14 protein-coding genes are annotated in these 18,325 nt (G+C 70.1%); 13 read left to right on the plus strand and 1 reads right to left on the minus strand.

What is annotated here, in order from left to right; all coding sequences use genetic code 11:
- Nucleotides 1-108 precede the first annotated feature (108 nt).
- From obgE to OG210_RS21645, 8 genes are all read left to right on the plus strand, one after another.
- Nucleotides 109-1,548, plus strand: coding sequence for a GTPase ObgE (gene obgE, locus OG210_RS21610; RefSeq protein ID WP_328326519.1), 1,440 nt, complete (start codon nucleotides 109-111; stop codon nucleotides 1,546-1,548).
- A 293-nt stretch (nucleotides 1,549-1,841) separates the two neighbouring features.
- Nucleotides 1,842-3,866 carry a glycosyltransferase family 4 protein gene (locus OG210_RS21615; protein ID WP_328326517.1) on the plus strand — a complete coding sequence of 675 codons (2,025 nt, stop codon included), beginning with the start codon at nucleotides 1,842-1,844 and terminating at the stop codon, nucleotides 3,864-3,866.
- A gap of 184 nt (nucleotides 3,867-4,050) precedes the next feature.
- Nucleotides 4,051-5,556, plus strand: a complete 1,506-nt coding sequence (locus tag OG210_RS21620; RefSeq protein WP_328326515.1) for a bifunctional cytidylyltransferase/SDR family oxidoreductase — start codon at nucleotides 4,051-4,053, stop codon at nucleotides 5,554-5,556.
- A 202-nt stretch (nucleotides 5,557-5,758) separates the two neighbouring features.
- Nucleotides 5,759-7,879 carry a hypothetical protein gene (locus OG210_RS21625; RefSeq protein WP_328326513.1) on the plus strand — a complete coding sequence of 707 codons (2,121 nt, stop codon included), beginning with the start codon at nucleotides 5,759-5,761 and terminating at the stop codon, nucleotides 7,877-7,879.
- Between the two features lie 152 nt (nucleotides 7,880-8,031).
- Nucleotides 8,032-9,099: a glucose-1-phosphate thymidylyltransferase gene (locus tag OG210_RS21630; RefSeq protein ID WP_328326511.1), complete on the plus strand. Its 1,068-nt coding sequence runs from the start codon at nucleotides 8,032-8,034 to the stop codon at nucleotides 9,097-9,099.
- Nucleotides 9,096-10,085, plus strand: coding sequence for a dTDP-glucose 4,6-dehydratase (gene rfbB / locus OG210_RS21635; protein WP_328326509.1), 990 nt, complete (start codon nucleotides 9,096-9,098; stop codon nucleotides 10,083-10,085). The genes OG210_RS21630 and rfbB overlap by 4 nt, the downstream gene beginning before the upstream one ends.
- 115 nt (nucleotides 10,086-10,200) lie before the next feature.
- A complete protein-coding gene (rfbD, locus tag OG210_RS21640) occupies nucleotides 10,201-11,085 on the plus strand; it encodes a dTDP-4-dehydrorhamnose reductase (RefSeq protein ID WP_328326507.1) in 885 nt (294 codons plus the stop codon).
- A 248-nt stretch (nucleotides 11,086-11,333) separates the two neighbouring features.
- Nucleotides 11,334-12,101 carry a class I SAM-dependent methyltransferase gene (locus tag OG210_RS21645; RefSeq protein WP_328326505.1) on the plus strand — a complete coding sequence of 256 codons (768 nt, stop codon included), beginning with the start codon at nucleotides 11,334-11,336 and terminating at the stop codon, nucleotides 12,099-12,101.
- Nucleotides 12,102-12,180: 79 nt separating this feature from the next.
- Here OG210_RS21645 and rfbC read toward each other — a convergent pair whose 3' ends face one another.
- Nucleotides 12,181-12,774, minus strand: a complete 594-nt coding sequence (rfbC, locus tag OG210_RS21650) for a dTDP-4-dehydrorhamnose 3,5-epimerase (RefSeq protein WP_328326503.1) — start codon at nucleotides 12,772-12,774, stop codon at nucleotides 12,181-12,183.
- A 376-nt stretch (nucleotides 12,775-13,150) separates the two neighbouring features.
- Between rfbC and OG210_RS21655 the strand changes: the two genes are divergently transcribed.
- The 5 genes from OG210_RS21655 to OG210_RS21675 all read left to right on the plus strand — a co-directional run bounded on the left by OG210_RS21655 (nucleotide 13,151) and on the right by OG210_RS21675 (nucleotide 18,244).
- The gene (locus tag OG210_RS21655; protein ID WP_328326501.1) at nucleotides 13,151-14,362 is read left to right on the plus strand and encodes a glycosyltransferase family 2 protein; all 1,212 of its coding nucleotides are present in this window, start codon (nucleotides 13,151-13,153) and stop codon (nucleotides 14,360-14,362) included.
- 15 nt (nucleotides 14,363-14,377) lie between these two features.
- Entirely contained in the window at nucleotides 14,378-15,505 is a 1,128-nt protein-coding gene (gene proB, locus OG210_RS21660) for a glutamate 5-kinase (RefSeq protein WP_328326499.1), read from the plus strand.
- A gap of 154 nt (nucleotides 15,506-15,659) precedes the next feature.
- Complete coding sequence (locus OG210_RS21665) at nucleotides 15,660-16,142, plus strand: hypothetical protein (RefSeq protein WP_328326497.1); 483 nt, start codon at nucleotides 15,660-15,662, stop codon at nucleotides 16,140-16,142.
- Between the two features lie 104 nt (nucleotides 16,143-16,246).
- Complete coding sequence (locus OG210_RS21670) at nucleotides 16,247-17,530, plus strand: glutamate-5-semialdehyde dehydrogenase (protein WP_328326495.1); 1,284 nt, start codon at nucleotides 16,247-16,249, stop codon at nucleotides 17,528-17,530.
- Between the two features lie 66 nt (nucleotides 17,531-17,596).
- The gene (locus OG210_RS21675; protein ID WP_328326493.1) at nucleotides 17,597-18,244 is read left to right on the plus strand and encodes a hypothetical protein; all 648 of its coding nucleotides are present in this window, start codon (nucleotides 17,597-17,599) and stop codon (nucleotides 18,242-18,244) included.
- The last annotated feature ends 81 nt before the right edge of the window (nucleotides 18,245-18,325 follow it).

Raw genomic sequence — 18,325 nt, forward strand, 5'->3', positions numbered from 1 at the left:
AGAGCGATCTGTCGAGGGCGGACCAGGTTTCCCGTTGCTTACGGGAAGCCGGTCCGCCTTCGTCGTGTTACAGATAAGACAATTCCGTACGTTTCTGGAGGCACACCCATGACCACCTTCGTGGACCGCGTCGAGCTGCATGCCGCCGCGGGTAGCGGGGGCCACGGCTGCGCCTCCGTACACCGTGAGAAGTTCAAGCCGCTCGGTGGACCCGACGGCGGCAACGGCGGGCGGGGCGGCGACGTCATCCTCGTCGTCGAGCAGGCCGTGACCACGCTGCTCGACTATCACCACAGCCCGCACCGCAAGGCCACGAACGGCCAGCCCGGCGCCGGTGACAACCGTTCCGGCAAGGACGGGCACGACCTCGTGCTGCCCGTACCTGACGGCACCGTCGTCCTGGACAAGGACGGGAACATCCTGGCCGACCTGGTCGGCCAGGGCACCACCTTCGTCGCGGGCCAGGGCGGCCGCGGCGGCCTCGGGAACCACGCGCTGGCCTCGGCCCGCCGCAAGGCGCCCGGCTTCGCGCTGCTGGGCGAGCCGGGGGAGTCCCGGGACATCGTCCTGGAGCTCAAGACCGTCGCCGACGTGGCGCTCGTCGGCTACCCGAGCGCCGGGAAGTCCTCGCTGATCTCGGTGCTGAGCGCCGCCAAGCCGAAGATCGCGGACTACCCGTTCACCACCCTCGTCCCCAACCTCGGCGTGGTGACGGCCGGTTCGACCGTCTACACCATCGCGGACGTCCCCGGTCTCATCCCCGGCGCCAGCCAGGGCAAGGGCCTCGGCCTGGAGTTCCTGCGGCACGTCGAGCGCTGCTCGGTGCTCGTGCACGTGCTGGACACCGCGACCCTGGAGTCCGACCGTGACCCGGTCTCCGACCTCGACATGATCGAGGAGGAGCTCAAGCTGTACGGCGGCCTGGAGAACCGGCCCCGCATCGTCGCCCTCAACAAGGTCGACATCCCCGACGGCCAGGACCTCGCCGACATGATCCGCCCGGATCTGGAAGCGCGCGGCTACCAGGTCTTCGAGGTGTCCGCCGTGGCCCATCTGGGGCTGAAGGAGCTGTCGTTCGCGCTGGCCGGCATCATCGCCGAGGCGCGCGCCGCGAAGCCGGCGGAGGAGGCCACCCGGGTCGTCATCCGGCCGAAGGCCGTCGACGACGCGGGCTTCACGGTCAGCTTCGAGGAGGAGGAAGGCGTCTACCGCGTCCGCGGCGAGAAGCCCGAACGCTGGGTCCGCCAGACCGACTTCAGCAACGACGAGGCCGTCGGCTACCTCGCCGACCGGCTCAGCCGTCTCGGCGTCGAGGACCAGCTGATGAAGGCCGGTGCCCGTGCGGGTGACGGCGTGGCCATCGGTGCCGAGGACAACGCCGTCGTCTTCGACTGGGAGCCGACGATGATGGCGGGCGCCGAGATGCTGGGCCGCCGAGGCGAGGACCACCGCCTCGAAGCGCCCCGGCCCGCCGAGCAGAAGCGCCGGGACCGCCAGGCAGAGCGGGACGCGTCCGACAAGGAGTACGACGAGTTCAAGCCGTTCTAGCAGAACCCCACAGGTTCTGACAGAACCGCCCAGCAGCCCGGAGGCCCGGGAACGCCGACGCGTTCCCGGGCCTCCGGCGTTCCGGTTCCCGGGCCTTTGGCCGTCGCGCCGACTGTTCCGGGCCATCGTGCCGGCCCCGTCGCGCGACTGCTTCGCGTATGCGCACAACCCCTGGTTGCCCACAGGTGTCTTGCAAGCGGGTGGATGACCAACCACCCGTGAACGCGGGCCTGCGATGTCATGGCGGGGGTTGTGCACCGGCCCGGAAGAGCGGAAGCGGAGTTACGGGGCAGATGAAGATCTCCTTCCTCATCCACACGGTCTACGGGATCGGCGGCACGATCAAGACCACACTGAACCTGGCCGAAGAGCTCGTCGACCGTCATGAGGTCGAGATCGTCTCGGTCTTCCGGCACCGGGAGATCCCGCTGTTCCGTATCGACCCCCGGATCGCCGTCTTACCCCTGGTCGACACCGATCCCGCCTCGATGGGCAATGAACTGGAGCATCCCCTCCAGCGGCTGCCCTCCCAGTGCCTGCCGACGGCCGAGGCACGTTTCAAGGAGTACAGCAAGCTCTCCGACCAGCGGGTGCGCGAGCACTACGCGACATCGGACGCGGACGTCGTCATCGGTACCCGGCCCGGTCTGGTGGCGTACGTCGCCCAGTTCGCCCCGGCCGGTGCGGTGCTCATCGGCCAGGAGCACATGACGCACAACCACCACAAGCAGGCCCTGCGTTCCCAGCTGTACGAGCATCTGGCCGCGCTCGACGCGTTCGTGACCGTCTCCGAGGGCGACGCCGCGGTGTACCGCGAGAAGATGCCGCTGCCCGCGACCCGGGTGCTCTCGATCCCCAACAGCGTTCCCGAACCGCCCGTCGCGCCGTCCGACGGCAGCGGCACCACCGTGGTCGCCGCCGGGCGGCTGGCGCCCGAGAAGCAGTACAACGTACTGGTCGACGCCTTCGCCGAGGTGGCCGCTGAACGCCCCGACTGGACCCTGCGGATCTACGGCGGGGGCTCCGAGCGCCCGAAGCTCCGGGAGCGGATCGAGGCCAGGGGCCTGCACAACCAGGTCCATCTCATGGGCCCCCACTCGCCCATCGAGCCCGAGTGGGCCAAGGGCGCCATCGCCGTGTCCACCTCCCGCCACGAGTCCTTCGGCATGACGCTGGTCGAGGCGATGCGCTGCGGGCTGCCGGTCGTCTCCACCGACTGCGACTACGGCCCCCGCGAGATCATCGAGGACGGCGTGGACGGGCTGCTCGTGCCCGTCGGCGACAGCACCGCGGTCGCCGCCGCGCTCCTGAAACTCATCCGCGACGAGGAGCTGCGGCACCGGATGAGCGCTGCGGCGCTCGCCAACGCCCGCCGCTTCGACCCCCGGCAGGTCACCGAGCAGTACGAGCAGCTCTTCACCGCACTGCGCCCGCAGGCCGCGAGCCGGGCCGGCCGGCCGCCGTTCGCACCGGAGGCGGACTGCGTGGTGCGCCCGGACGGCGAGCTGACCGTCACCCTCGTACCGGGCCCCAAGTACCCGGAGGGGGAGGAGGGGCCGCGGCTGCTCTGCTCGCGCGCCGACGACCGGGCCGACCAGCGCTCGTACCCCTTCGACGCGGACGGTGTCGCGGTCGTCCCGGCCGGCGAGGAGTTCGCCGAGGGGGTCTGGGACTTCTACGCCGAGGCGGCCGGCTCCGGACGGCGGGTCCGGATCGCCGCCCGCTCCGTCGACCAGCGCGGCCCGTTGCGCCCCGGCGGGAACGGCGAGGGCGTACGCAACCAGGTCGCCTACCGGCTCAAGGACAAGGGCTTCCTGACCATGCGCAGCTGGAACAGACCCGTGCACGCGGAAGCCGGGGACATCGGTGTCGACGGCACTCAACTCACCTTGTCGGGACGGCTGATGGGGGCGGCCACGCTCGCCGGGGACCCGGTCCTGCTGCTGCGCCGCCGGGGCGGTACGAGTGAGGAGCTCGCCTTCCCGGCCGGCCGCGAGGGCACCGACGGCTTCCGGGTCGCTTTCCCCGCCGCCGGCCCCGCCGCCCGCCTGCTGACCAGGAACGACTACTGGGACCTGTGGCTGCGGTACGCACCGCAGGAGCGGCCGGTGAAGATCGGCCGCATCCTCGACGACGTCGTGGACAAGAAGGCCGTCTACTCCTGCCCGCCGGCCCTGGTGCGCAAGAAGCGCCCCTGGGGGGCGCTGCGCAAGGCCGTACGGAAGGTCCGCGGCAGGCCGCAGCAGTGGGTCAGGGTGCGGCCGTACTACACCGTCAGCAACGACCTGGCCCTCACCGTGGCGGACGTCCAGCCATGAGTTACCCTCGCACCCTGTGGCGTCGGTCACTCACAGTGGCTGGGGGGATCCAGGCCACTTCCCTGCCCTTAGGGTGAACACGCGGTATCGCAAGGGTTGTGGAGGCTTGGCGTCCACCTTGCGAGACGGTCACGGAGAGTGCGACCATCACACCGTTCCCTCGTCATCGCAAGGTAGGTCGTCTGTGTCTGTGCAGCACAAAGCAACCAAGCCCCGGACTACAGCAGTCGTTCTCGCCGGTGGTACCGGCCAGCGCGTGGGTCTGTCGATCCCCAAGCAACTGCTGAAGATCGCCGGGAAGGCTGTGATCGAGCACACCCTGACGATTTTCCAGCAGTCCGATTCCATCGACGACATCATCGTGCTGATGGCCCCGGGCTACGTACCGGACATCGAGAAGATCGTCGCCAAGTCCGGTCTCACCAAGGTCACCCGGATCATCGAGGGCGGCTCCACCCGTAACGAGACCACCGAGCGCGCCATCTCGGCCCTCGGCGAGGGGCTGGCCGAGGGCGAGGACCGCAACGTCCTCTTCCACGACGCCGTGCGCCCGCTGCTCTCGCAGCGCGTGATCAAGGACTGCGTGGACGCGCTGGAGCGCTACCAGGCCGTCGACGTCGCCATCCCGTCCGCGGACACGATCATCGTGACCCGCACCCACGGCGAGGACGGCGAGTTCATCACCGAGGTCCCGGACCGCTCCCGGCTGCGCCGCGGGCAGACCCCGCAGGCCTTCAAGCTCTCCACGATCCGCCGGGCGTACGACGTCGCAGCGGGCGACCCGAACTTCCAGGCCACCGACGACTGCTCGGTCGTGCTCAAGTACCTGCCGGACGTGCCGATCTACGTGGTCGCGGGCGACGAGTACAACATGAAGGTCACCCAGCCCGTCGATGTCTTCATCACCGACAAGCTGTTCCAGCTGGCCTCCACCGCCGCCCCGCGCCAGGCCGACGAGGCCGCCTACCGCGAGCTGCTGACCGACAAGACCCTGGTCGTCTTCGGCGGTTCGTACGGCATCGGCGCCGACATCGCCGCCCTCGCCGAGTCCTACGGCGCGAAGGTGTACGCGCTGGGCCGCTCCACCACCGGTACGCACGTCGAGAACCCGGAGCACGTCGACGACGCGCTCTCCAAGGCGTACTCGGAGACCGGCCGGATCGACTACGTCATCAACACGGCGGGCGTGCTGCGGATCGGCAAGCTGGCCGAGACGGACAACACCACCATTCAGGAAGCGCTGAACGTCAACTACCTGGCGCCGGTGCAGATCGCGCGCGCCTCCTACAAGTACCTGGCGGAGACCAAGGGCCAGCTGCTGCTCTACACCTCCAGCAGCTACACGCGGGGTCGCGCCGAATACAGCCTGTACTCCTCCACCAAGGCGGCCATGGTGAATCTCACCCAGGCCCTCTCGGACGAGTGGGCCGGTGACGGTGTCCGGGTCAACTGCGTCAATCCGGAGCGCACGGCGACCCCGATGCGCACCAAGGCGTTCGGCCAGGAGCCCGAGGGCAGCCTGCTCTCGTCGGAGGCCGTGGCCCGTACCTCGCTTGACGTCCTGCTCTCCGAGCTGACCGGCCACGTCATCGACGTACGCCAGCAGGACCCGACGCGCGACGCCAGCGCGGAGGCGTCGGGGTTCGAGCAGGCGCTGGCCTCAGTGCTGGACCGTCAGGAAGATGTGTAATACTTCCCTGGCATAAGTAGACGTTTCTTTTCGGGCCTCTGTGATCGCGTCGCGCGAATCGCAGAGGCCCGAATGCGTGAAGCCTCGCCTTCACAATTTCCTCAAATGAAGTATCCGGCGAAATCCACACGAAATCCCCGGATCACATCCGATCGAATCAATCCCCCAGAATAAAACCGGCACCCCCTGGAGCAGGTTCTTCGTGATTTCGACCGCCATTCGACTGGCGCGCGTAGGCAGCCGGTCCGAGCTGATCGCCGCAGCCTTCATGGGGCTCAGCTACCCGTGCGTGATGATCGCAGCGCTGATCCCCAATATCTGGTTCTTCGCAGCGGCCACCCTCGTGACCTATGTGTCCGACTGGTTCCTGCACCAGCGCCGCAGCTACCTCATCAACCGGCTGGCCAAGGTCCGCGCCGGCCTGTCGATCCGCTTCCTGCTGCGCGAACTGCTGCTTATTCTGCTGCTCGCCCGCCTTCAGCTCGCCGAGCAGCGGGTCTACTACGCCGCTGTCGCCTGTTTCCTGCTCTTCTACGGTCTCCAGGCCGCGCACGGCACGCTGACCACCCTCATCCGGCTGCGCCGCGTCATGCCGGTGGTCACCCGCAACATCGACCTCGGTGCCATCCCGATTCCGGGGCCCCCGCCGGCCCGGCTGCTGAACCGCGCCGCCGAGAAGATGCTCCACCTGGACGCCTTCGCGATGGTCGGCCTGCTGATCGCGGCCAAGACCGGCACCGACGACTACGGCTACTTCGGCATCTTCATCACGCTGGGCCTCGCCGTCCTGTACATCGCCGCGCTCGTCCCGTACATCCTCAAGGGCCGCCGCGTCCCCTCCGCCGCCACGGTGCTCGCAGGGCTCGACGACTGGCTGCGCGAGTACCGGCCGACCGTCGCCCTCTACTTCTCGGGCTCCAGGGACTCCGCCTACCAGGTGAACATGTGGCTGGAGACGATGGCCCAGACCGAGGGGCGCCCGCTGATCATCCTGCGTGAGCGCGCCATCCTGTCGCAGCTCGGCCCGACCACGGTGCCCGTGGTGTGCGTGCCTGGCGGTGTGCACCTGATGAACATGGACCTCTCGACCGTGCGCGTCGCGCTGTACGCGGCGAACGTCGGCAAGAACATCCACATGCTCCGCGTCCCGACCATCAAGCACGTCTTCATCGGGCACGGCGACAGCGACAAGCTCGCCAGCGTCAACCCGTACAGCAAGGCGTACGACGAGGTGTGGACCGCGGGCCGGGCCGGCCGCGACCGTTACGCGCTGGCCGACGTCGGCGTGCGCGACGAGGACATCGTCGAGGTGGGCCGCCCCCAGCTGGCCCCCATCGAGAGCTGGACCGGCGCCCCGAAGCAGCAGATCCCGACCGTGCTGTACGCCCCCACCTGGGAGGGCTGGGACGACAACCCGGGCAACACCTCGCTGCTGCTGGCCGGGGAGAACATCGTCAAGCGGCTGCTCGGTGCCGAGCGGCCGGTCCGGGTGCTCTACAAGCCGCACCCCTTCACCGGCACCCGCAGCGCGAAGGCCAAGGCGGCGCACCTGCGGATCACGGCCATGGTCGAGAAGGCCGCGGCCGACCGCGCTGCCGAGCCCCGCTGGATCGAGCAGGCCGCGGCCGGTGCCGCCGACCGGGCCGCCGCGCAGGCCGAGCTGACCCGGATCGAGGCCAGGCTGGATGAGCTGGCCGCAGGCGGCCCGACGGACCCCGGGGTGTCCGAGGAGTCCGAGGTGCCCGAGGAGTCGGGTGCCTCGTCGGCCGACCCGGCGCGCGAGGACGAGACCGCCGCCCTGCGTTCCGAGTGGAACCGCGCCTACTGGCGGACCTTCGGCTACTGGGAGCACCGCGTCGTCACCGGCGGCCAGCCGCATCTGTACGACTGCTTCAACGAGTCGGACGGAATGGTCTCGGACATCTCCAGTGTCGTCTCGGACTTCATCGCGAGCGGCAAGCCCTACGCCGTCACCGACTCGGCCGAACTGGGCGTCGAGGAGTTCAAGCGGCAGAACACCGCCGTACGCGCTGCCGTGATCCTCTCCAACAAGGCCAAGGAGATCGACCGGCTGCTCGCGGCGATCACCGAGTCATCGGCCGACCCGCTGGCCGACGACCGCCGGGAGCTGAAGGAGTATCTGCTCGGCCCCGACGAGCCCACCTCGATGGAGCAGTTCAACGCCGCGGTACGGGCGCTCACGGCCAAGGCCGACGCCCGCAACGTGGCTGTCGCGCAGCGCATGGGCGCAGCCGAACCGGAGGGCGCACCCGGTCTGAACGACTCGGACGCCACCCCCGTCGACTCGGCGGTCGGCGACTGAAAGCGGCGTGATCCGATCCCTTCGTACGGCCGTTCGCGCACCTCGCGCGGACGGCCGTACCGCATTTGTCCTTACGGGTTCGCAACACGACAATGGATAAAATCCGACAGGACGGATCAAGCCAGCCCGACTGCTCGCAAGGGACTCATCACGTGAAGGCTCTCGTCCTTTCCGGCGGTGCGGGCACACGCCTGCGCCCCATTACGCACACATCCGCGAAACAACTCGTGCCGGTGGCGAACAAGCCGGTGCTGTTCTACGGGCTCGAAGCCATCGCCGACGCGGGCATCACCGATGTCGGCATTGTCGTGGGGGACACCGCGGAGGAGATCCGTGAGGCCGTCGGGGACGGATCCCGTTTCGGCATCAAGGTCACCTACATCCCGCAGGAGGCACCGCGCGGCCTGGCCCACGCCGTGCTCATCTCCCGCGACTTCCTCGGCGACGACGACTTCGTCATGTACCTGGGTGACAACTTCATCGTCGGAGGCATCACGGGTCTGGTCGACGGTTTCCGTGCCTCCCGCCCCGACGCCCAGATCCTGCTCACCAAGGTCCCCGACCCGACGGCGTTCGGCGTGGCCGAACTCGACGGTGAGGGCCGCGTCGTCGCGCTGGAGGAGAAGCCGGAGGTCCCCAAGAGCGATCTCGCGCTCGTCGGCGTCTATCTCTTCACCCCGGCCGTGCACGAGGCCGTCCGCTCCATCGGGCCCTCCCGGCGCGGCGAGCTGGAGATCACGCACGCCATCCAGTGGCTGATCGACCAGCAGCGGGACGTGCACTCCACGACGATCTCCGGCTACTGGAAGGACACCGGCAATGTCACCGACATGCTGGAGGTCAACCGCGCGGTCCTGGAGACCGTCGAGCCCTGCGAGGACGGCACGGTCGACGGGGACTGCGAGATCATCGGACGCGTCAGGATCGAGAAGGGCGCCCAGGTCACCCGCAGCCGTATCGTGGGTCCCGTGATCATCGGCGCGTCCACGGTCATCAGCGACGCCTACGTCGGTCCGTACACCTCGGTCTCGGAGGGGTGCCGGATCGAGGACAGCGAGATCGAGTACTCCATCGTCCTGCGCGACTCCTCGATCACCGGGGTCCGCCGGATCGCGGCCTCGCTGATCGGCCGGGGCGTCGAGGTGACGCCATCGCCCCGCAGCCCAGCAGCCCACCGACTTGTCCTCGGCGACCACAGCAAGGTGCAGATCTCCTCATGACGAACAGGATTCTGGTGACCGGCGGCGCCGGCTTCATCGGCTCGCACTACGTCCGCACGGTCCTCGGCCCCCAGGGCCCCGGCAACATAGCGGTCACCGTGCTCGACAAGCTCACCTACGCGGGCAACCCGGCCAACCTCGACGAGGTCAGGGACCACCCCGGATTCTCCTTCGTACAGGGCGACATCTGCGATCCCGCGCTGGTCGGCAAGCTGATGGCGGAGCACGACCAGGTGGTGCACTTCGCCGCCGAGTCCCATGTCGACCGGTCCATCGACGGTGGCGCCGAATTCGTGCGGACCAATGTGCTCGGCACCCACACCCTGATCGACGCGGCGCACCGGGCCGGTATCGACACGTTCGTGCACATCTCGACCGACGAGGTGTACGGCTCGATCGACGAGGGCTCCTGGCCCGAGACCCACCCGCTGGAACCCAACTCGCCGTACTCGTCGGCCAAGGCGTCCAGCGATCTGATCGCGCTCTCCTACCACCGCACCCACGGCCTGGACGTGCGGGTGACCCGCTGCTCGAACAACTACGGGCACCACCACTTCCCGGAGAAGGTCATCCCGCTCTTCATCACCAACCTGCTGGACGGCAAGTCCGTCCCGCTGTACGGCGACGGGGCCAACGTCCGCGACTGGCTGCACATCGACGACCATGTGCAGGGCATCGAGCTGGTCCGTACGAAGGGCCGCGCGGGCGAGGTGTACAACATCGGCGGCGGCACCGAGCTCTCCAACAAGGAGCTCACCGGACTGCTGCTCAAGGCATGCGGGGCCGACTGGGACACCAGCGTCGAGTACGTCGCCGACCGCAAGGGCCATGACCGGCGTTACTCGGTGGACTGCGCCAAGATCCGTACGGAGCTCGGGTACGAACCGCGCAAGGACTTCGCGGACGGGCTCGCGGAGACCGTGCAGTGGTACCGCGACAACCGTGCCTGGTGGGAGCCGCTGAAGGAGCGCGCGGCGCTCGCCTGACGCGGGGCCGCCGACCGTACGTGGTGCCGGGGGCGGAGGCCGGGTCCGGCCGGCATCTCGGGTAGCGTCTGCCGGGACCCCGACAGAGGCGACGGACGTACGGAACAGGTTGAACATGAGCGGCAGTTGGCTGGTCACGGGGGCGGGCGGAATGCTCGCCCGGGACCTCCTCGCAAGGCTGGCGGACGACGGCACCCCGGCGGTCGGCCTGGAGCGCGCGGCGCTCGACATCACCGACCCGGGGGCCGTCCGCGGCGCGTTGGCGGAGCACCGCCCGGCGGTCGTCGTCAACTGCGCTGCCTGGACGGCGGTCGACGACGCCGAGTCCAAGGAGGACCAGGCGCTCGCCGTCAACGGCACGGGCCCCCGGGTCCTGGCCGAGGCGTGCCGGGAGACCGGCGCCGTGCTGCTCCAGATCTCCACGGACTACGTGTTCGCCGGTGACGGCACCCTGCCGTACGCCGAGGACGCCCCGGTGGCCCCGCGCAGCGCGTACGGCCGTACCAAGCTGGCCGGGGAGCAGGCCGTGCTGAGCGTGCTGCCCGAGCGCGGGTATGTGGTGCGCACGGCCTGGCTGTACGGGGCGGGCGGCGGCAACTTCGTCCGGACGATGGTCCGTCTTGAGGGCGTCAAGGACACCCTGGACGTGGTGGACGACCAGCGCGGCCAGCCCACCTGGACCGCCGATCTGGCGGATCTGCTGGTGCGCCTCGGCGCGGGCGCCCTCGCGGGTACCGCGCCCGCGGGCGTCTACCACGGCACCAGCGGTGGTGCGACGACCTGGTTCGGGCTCACCCGGGAGATCTTCCGGCTGCTGGACGCCGACCCGGCGCGGGTGCTGCCCACGACCAGCGAGGCCTTCGTGCGGCCCGCGCCGCGCCCCGCGTACAGCGTGCTCGGGCACGACCGCTGGGCGGCGGCGGGCATCGAACCGCTCCGCGACTGGCGGCTCGCACTGGCCGACGCGTTCCCCGCGCTGGTCGCCGCCGAGCGCTCCTGATCCGCCTGGTGCGCCGGATCCGCCCGGTCCGGGCGGATCTGCCGGGTGAGGGGACAGCGGGGGCGGCGTGCGGTGATTCCGTAAATGTTCTGCTGGCCTTTGCGGTTACCCGGTCGGCGGACGTTTACATCAGCGCCGACGCTTTCACGGTCCGGCATTCATGAGGTAGCTTCGCCGGGGATCGGACCAGTCGTTAATTTTCGACGAAGGGCGCTCCCCCCGTGAACCGTCATGAATTCCTGCGCGGCATGCATCGCATATACCGGCCCCGCACCTATCTGGAGATCGGCGTCAATGACGGGCGCAGCCTGGCGCTTTCCCGGGTGCCTTCCATCGCCGTCGACCCCGCATTCAAGGTCGTGACCTCGATCAGCTGCGACGTACACCTGGTCAAGCAGACGAGCGACGACTTCTTCGCCCGCAAGGACCCGCTGCTGCACCTGCGGCCCGGGCGCAACCCCTTCCGGGCCCTCGCCCGCCGGGACCCGCTGGGGCTCCTGGGCGGCGACCCCCGCCTGGAGCTGTCGTTCATCGACGGTATGCATCTCTTCGAGTTCGCCCTGCGCGACTTCATGAACGTCGAGAAGCACGCCCGCTGGAACAGCGTGATCGTCCTGGACGACATGCTGCCGCGCAACGTCGACGAGGCGGCCCGCGACCGGCACACCGGGGCGTGGACGGGTGATGTCTACAAGGTCGCCGAAGTGCTGCGGCGGTTCCGCCCCGACCTGCTGGTGGTCGAGGTGGACACCAAGCCGACCGGAGTGGTCGCCGTCTTCGGCGCCGACCCGTCGAGCACCGTACTGAAGGAGAACTACGACGCCATTCTCGCGGAGTACATCACCGAGGACCCGCAGGACGTCCCGGAGGAGGTGCTGAACCGCAAGCGTGCGGTGGCACCCGAGGTACTGCTCGGCGCGGGCTTCTGGCCCGGTCTCATCCGCACCCGCAACCTCAACCGCCCGCGCTCGGCCTTCACCGGCCTGCGCAGGCAGATCGAGCGCGTCACCGGCTGACCACGCAGTCCCGGACGGCGACCGCCGCGCCCCGGCCGGGGCGCGGCGGTCGCCGTCCGGCGCGCTGGGGCCAGGGGCCTCAGCCGCGCAGCTTCCGGGCGTACGCCACGCAGTCCGCGTACGAGGGCAGCAGCCCCTGGGCCTCGGCCTCGGCGAGCGTCGGGGCCGCCGCGTCCTTGTCGGAGAGCAGCGGGGTGACGTCCGCCGGCCAGTCGATGGCCAGGTCCGGGTCGAGCGGGTGGATGCCGTGCTCGCGCTGCGGGGCGTACCCGGTGGAGCAGAGGTAGACCACGGTGGCGTCGTCCGTCAGCGCCAGCAGGGCGTGGCCGAGCCCTTCGGAGAGGTAGACGGAGCGGTGGTCCACGTCGTCGAGCCGTACGGCCTCCCACTTCCGGTACGTGGGTGAGCCGACCCGGATGTCCACGACGACGTCGAGAATGGCGCCGCGTACGCACTTGACGTACTTGGCCTGGCCCGGCGGCACGTCGGCGAAGTGGATTCCGCGCAGCGTGCCCCTGCTGGACACCGAGCAGTTGGCCTGGGCGAGCCGCAGGCTGTGGCCGACCGCCTCGGACAGATCGGGCTCCTTGAACCACTCGTGGAAGCTGCCGCGGCTGTCCGGGAAGACTTTCGGCTCATGCACCCAGGCTCCCTCGATGGCGAGCTGCCGCATCAGATCACGTCCTTGTCTGCATTTTCCGCTGCCGGGACATCAGGAATCTGTGGCCATTTCCACAGTGACCGGACGGTGGGAAATTTCCCGCGGGCCCGCGAATTCGCCGCCCGCCTCTCGCCGTGCTCCCTCGGCGCGCTTCGTGCCGTGCCGCCTTGTGCTGGAGGGAGAGCCGTCCGACGGGCGGTGAGTGTATCGGGTGCGGAGTGGCTCGATCAGGCTGCCCCCGCCGTATGAGGAATGTAAAATTCCGGAACCGGGGTGGCTGAAACCGTCACGCTGGGGTGTGATATCGCCGCACGTGGTCCGAGTCCGGCGAATATCGGTACGGCCTGTGAGGCAACCAAGTGCCGTATCCAGCTGTCTTCCTGTTGTGATGAGCACAAGTGAGCCCGACGTGACCGTTGTCGTCGGTGCCTATGAAGCAATGCCGTACCTCGTGAAGTGTCTTGAGTCCGTGGAGGCCCAGACCCTGGGCGCGGACCGGATCGAGATCGTCGCCGTGGACGACGGATCGACGGACGGCACGGGGGAGTACCTGGAGGAGTTCGCCGCCCGGTCGAAGATAAGCACCACCGTCGTACGGCAGGAGAACTCCGGAGGCCCCAGCGGACCGCGCAACGTCGGTCTCGGGCTCGCCCGCGGCCGCTATGTCTTCTTCCTCGACGCGGACGACTACTTCGGCGAAGAGGCGCTCGAACGGATGGTCGCGATGGGCGACCGCGCCGGTACGGACGTGGTGCTCGGAAAGGTCGTCGGTGTCAACCGCGGCGCCCCCAAGTCCATGTGGAAGGAGACCGTCGAGCGCGCGGACGTCTTCGACTCGCAGATCAAGTTCACCCTGAGCGCCCAGAAGCTCTTCCGGCGCGCGCTGCTCGAACGCCTCGGGATCACCTTCGACGAGACCCTCAAGACCGGTGAGGACGCCCTCTTCACCCTGGAGACCTATCTGCGCGGCGGCGGGGTGTCCGTCATCTCCGACTACACCTGCTACTACCTGGTGGGGCGCGACGACGGCAAACACGTGACGAAGAGCGGCAGTTACCTGCTGCGGTTCGACTCGGCGCGGGCCCTGATGGGGCTGATCGCCGAGTACGTACCGCCGGGCCCGCGGCGCGACATGCTCATGGTGCGCCCCTTCGTGGTCACCCTGCTCCCGCAGTTCGCCGCCGGCTTCCTCAAGCAGTCCGCCGCGGTCCAGCAGAAGCGGATGGAACTCGCGGCGCCGCTGATGGCCGCGTACTGGAACCCGGGGGTGGCCAGGAGACTCAAGCCGGCCGAGAGGCTGCGGCTGCACTGCGTCGCGCTCGGCCGGACCGACCTCCTCACCGGCGTGCTCACCGAGCTCAAGCAGCGCAAGGCGCCCGAGCGCGTCGGCCGGGGCCTCAACGGCACGTACCACCTCGCCCTGCCCTACTTCAGGGACCCTTCGGCCGGAATCCCCGACCACATCTATGCTATGCCCTGCCCCCCGGTCTGGCGCCGGCTGCCCGCGGCCGGGCGCACCCGGCTGCGCAGGCTCCGCAAGTGGGCCGCCGCCAACCCTGTCCAGCGCGTGGAATCCCCGCGCACCGGCGAACAGGGCTGACGTAGATTCGGCCGTGTGACAGAGGCAAGGCAACTCGTAACGGAAGCCCGCAGGATCGTCGTGAAGGTCGGGTCCTCCTCCCTCACGACCGCGGCCGGCGGCCTCGACGCGGACCGGGTGGACGCCCTCGTCGACGTACTGGCCAAGGTCAGGAGCGGCGGCGAGAAGGAGATCGTGCTCGTCTCCAGCGGCGCCATCGCCGCCGGACTCGCCCCGCTGGGCCTGGCCCGCCGTCCCAAGGACCTGGCCAGGCAGCAGGCCGCCGCCAGCGTCGGCCAGGGGCTGCTCGTCGCCCGGTACACCGCGTCCTTCGCGCGCTACGGCGTCCGGGTCGGCCAGGTGCTGCTGACCTCCGACGACACCAGCCGCCGGGCCCACTACCGGAACGCCTACCGGACCCTGGACCAGCTCCTGGCCATGGGTGCCCTGCCGGTCGTCAACGAGAACGACACGGTGGCCACGGACGAGATCCGCTTCGGTGACAACGACCGGCTGGCCGCTCTGGTGGCCCATCTCGTCCGGGCCGACCTGCTCGTCCTGCTCTCGGACGTGGACGGCCTGTACGACGGTGACCCGGCCACGCCGGGCACCCGCCGGATCGCGGAGGTGGCGGGCCCCGCCGACATCGCGCACGTCTCCATCGGCTCGGCGGGCAAGGCCGGCGTCGGCACCGGCGGCATGGTCACCAAGGTCGAGGCGGCCAGGATCGCCGCCGCGGCCTCCGTCCCGGTCGTGCTGACCTCGGCGTCGTGCGCCGCCGACGCCCTCGCGGGCCGGGACACGGGTACGTACTTCCACCGCACCGGCCGCCGCTCGGCCGACCGGCTGCTCTGGCTCCAGCACGCGTCCACCCCACGCGGTGCGCTCACCCTGGACGACGGCGCCGTGCAGGCGGTCGTGGAGCGGAACTCCTCGCTGCTGCCGGCCGGAATCGCCGCCGTCGAGGGCGAGTTCAGCGCCGGGGACCCGGTGGAGCTGCGGGACACCGCGGGCCGCACCGTCGCCCGTGGGCTGGTGAACTTCGACGCCAAGGAGCTCCCCCAGCTGCTCGGCCGCTCCACCCGGGAACTGGCCCGGGAACTCGGTCCAGCCTACGAGCGGGAAGTCGTACACAGAGACGATCTCGTGGTCATGGCCCCCTGAAACGGCTGAAACACCAGCCTTTCAGCAGGGACCTTCCGGAAAACCGTCACGCGCCGGGCGCCGGGCTGGTCAACTTTGTCCAGGAGCCCGCTCCCGACCGCTGCCCGGCCCGTCACCGCGGGGCAGAAGCCGCAACGCACACAGGAGGCCGCCGGTGAGACGAGCCCGTCCCGGGGCATCGCCCCGAGGAACCGGGGAGCGGACCCTGACGAGTGTCGGCGCGGGGGCCGGCTTCGAGGAACGCGCGGAAGCGGACGGGGAACAGCGGCCGCAGCAGCCCCCGGAGGAAGCGGCCCTGTCCAAGCTCTGGCACATCACCCTGAGCGTGTCGGGCCGTCCCGCCCCGCTCAAGGAGGTCAGACGCGGTCTCGAACAGCTCGCGCACGACCACCCCTTCCTGCTGACCAGCCGGTACGCCGACAACCACGCGGAGATCCGCTACTGGGAGGAGGCGCGGGATCTGCACGACGCCGCAGCGGTGGCCCTGCGGCTCTGGGGCGAGCACCGTTCCACGTCGCAGCTGCCGCCGTGGGAGATCGTCGGCCTGGAGGTCATCGACCGCGAGACCTATCACCTGCGGATAGCCGAGGGATACGGCCCGCCGCCCGCGGCGCCCGTAGGGGTGCACCCGTACTGATCAGCCCCTGCTGACACACCCGGGGAGCCGCTGGTACGGCCCCCACCGTCTCGGAGCGTGGGATCGCGGACGGACGCCCGCAGACCGCGCATTAGTCTGCGGGCATGACCTCGCTCTCCCCGCTCTCCGACCAGTCCCCGGTCATTCAGGCCGCCTACCGGTCCCGCGCCGCCTCGGCCGATCTCGCGCCACTGCCCCGCGCGGCCAAGGACGACGCACTGCTGGCCATCGCCGACGCGCTCGAAGTGCGTACGTCCGAGATCGTCGAGGCCAACGCCGAGGACGTCGCGAGGGCCAGGGCCGAAGGGTCCGCCGGGACGGTCATCGACCGCCTCACCCTCACCCCCGAGCGCATCCGCGCCATCGCCGGTGACGTACGGGACGTCGCGGCGCTGCCCGACCCGGTCGGCGAGGTCGTACGGGGCTCGACGCTGCCCAACGGGATCGACCTGCGCCAGGTGCGCGTGCCGCTCGGCGTCGTCGGGATCATCTACGAGGCCAGGCCCAATGTGACCGTGGACGCCGCCGCGCTCTGCCTGAAGTCGGGCAACGCGGTGCTGCTGCGCGGCTCGGCCTCCGCGTACGCCTCCAACACCGCACTCGTGCGGGTGCTGCGCGACGCGGTCGGGGGCTCCGGGCTGCCGGCCGACGCCGTCCAGCTCGTGCCGGGGGAGTCCCGCGAGTCCGTACGGGAGCTGATGCGCGCCCGCGGCATGGTCGACGTGCTGATCCCGCGCGGCGGCGCGTCCCTGATCCGTACCGTCGTCGAGCAGTCCACCGTCCCGGTCATCGAGACCGGCACCGGCAACTGCCATGTGTACGTGGACGCGCAGGCCGACATCGACATGGCCGTCGCCATCCTCGTCAACTCCAAGGCCCAGCGGCCCTCCGTCTGCAACGCGGCCGAGACGCTCCTGGTCCACCGGGACATCGCGGACGCGTTCCTGCCGAAGGCGCTCGACGCGCTCGGCGAGGCCGGCGTGACCGTGCACGGCGACGAGCGGGTGCTCGGGTACGCCGCAGGGACGGAGACGACCGTCGTGGAGGCGACCGCGGACGACTGGGAGGCCGAGTACCTCTCGTACGACATCGCGGCCGCCGTCGTCGACTCGCTGGACGCGGCCGTCGCGCACATCAGGCTGTGGACATCCGGCCACACCGAGGCGATCGTCACCACCTCGCAGGCCGCGGCCCGCCGTTTCACCCAGCTGGTCGATTCCACGACGGTGGCTGTCAACGCGTCCACCCGGTTCACCGACGGCGGTCAGTTCGGATTCGGCGCCGAGATCGGTATCTCCACGCAGAAGCTGCACGCCCGGGGGCCGATGGGACTGCCCGAGCTGACCTCGACCAAGTACATCGTGACAGGGGACGGTCACATTCGGTGACCCCCCTGACCGGTCGGCTTCGCACTCTCCCTGCCCAAATCCACCCACCGGGTCTACTCTGATTCCGTGCCGGACGACGTGGGGGGCAGGCCGTTCCAGGACGGCTGGGAGCCTGACGACGACCGCGGAGGAGCGGACGAGGACTTCGCCTCCGTGGTCTTCGGCGAGGACTTCGTCAGGGCCGCCACCATCCACGAACCGACCGCGGTCGAGCGGCTGCTGGCCGCCGCCGAGGCGCGCGCGGAGGCCGAGGCCGCCAGGGCACGCGCGGGCGGCCCGGGCGGCGAGGACTTCGACGAGTACGACGAGTTCCTCCGAGAGAACGCAGCGGACCACGGCCTGCTGTACGGGCCGGGTGGCGCCGGGGGGTACGGCGAGGGGCCCGACGACGCCCTGGGCGGCCCCTACGGGCCGCACGGCGGCGTGCTGCGCCCGTACCGCGGCCGTGCGCGCTGGCACCGGCCGGTGGCCTGGCTGCTGGCCCTCGTCATGGGGATCGGCATGGTGGCCCTGGCCTTCGCCGCGGTCTACCGGGGAGCGTCGGCCAGCCGGCAGGACCAGGTGCCCGCGCCGGTGACCACCGGGGTCGGCGCTGTGCAGGGCGGCGGCGTCAGCCGGCCGTCCCCGTCGGGATCGGTTCCGGCGGGCCACTCGGCGGGCCGCTCGCTCGACCATTCGGCCCCACCCGCCGCAGCCCTTCCGCGTACGCCCTGACCGCGGGAGCCACCCGCCCGGACCCGCCCACGGCCACGGCTGCCGCGCCGCCGCGGGCGGACGGTGTGCCGGCCGCTCGGA

Origin of the sequence: Streptomyces sp. NBC_00466 (assembly GCF_041433995.1) — a bacterium.
In the GTDB taxonomy this organism is placed as follows: Bacteria; Actinomycetota; Actinomycetes; order Streptomycetales; family Streptomycetaceae; genus Streptomyces.